This is a genomic window from Microvirga tunisiensis (assembly GCF_009296175.1).
Classification (GTDB): Bacteria; Pseudomonadota; Alphaproteobacteria; order Rhizobiales; family Beijerinckiaceae; genus Microvirga; species Microvirga tunisiensis.
Genome location: NZ_VOSK01001008.1, coordinates 1 through 530, shown reverse-complemented (window position 1 = coordinate 530; position 530 = coordinate 1). Strand labels below are relative to the sequence as shown.

The following is a 530-nucleotide window of genomic DNA, read 5'->3' as shown; positions in this document are numbered from 1 at the left end:
TGCGGATGAAGGGAGTGCATCACGTCCTCCTGCGGTGAGAAGCTCGGCGTCGCAGGCCGTCAAAGCGCCAAGTGTACTCCTCAATGGCGTAACGCACCCGATCCCAACAACGTTCCGCCACCAAACAACTAGTGCTCTGATGCTTCTTTCGCGGGCTCCAGCGCATCATGAACGACGTCTGCGGTCGTCCGGTTAACCTTGCGAACCTCCACGCGATGGCGTTCGAGTTCCAAGCCGATCTCAGGTGAATTCTTAGAGTGCCGTGAGCTGCTGGATATAGGGCTGGCGCCTGATGCGGTACTGGTCCTTGAGCTTTGTGAGCGACCGGGCCTTCAGCGTAGCGCCGAGCGACCTTCGGCTGAGGACCTCCCGCTCCTGCTCATATTCCAGGTCCAAGTCGACTAGAGGCTGGTGAGCAATTTTATTACTCGCTTCAAGTGCTTGATTTGGAATAGCTTTCGTGAAGATTGATGAGGCGGATGCGGGGTGTGCAACGGTTGAGGAGCCCCGCTATGGATACTTGTCTCTAT

At 56.6% G+C, this 530-nt stretch carries 1 protein-coding gene; it reads right to left on the bottom strand.

Features of this window, described 5'->3' with window-relative positions; translation table 11 throughout:
* Nucleotides 1-252 precede the first annotated feature (252 nt).
* The gene (locus tag FS320_RS45760; RefSeq protein WP_153885426.1) at nt 253-396 is read right to left on the bottom strand and encodes a hypothetical protein; all 144 of its coding nucleotides are present in this window, start codon (nt 394-396) and stop codon (nt 253-255) included.
* Nucleotides 397-530: the final 134 nt, after the last annotated feature.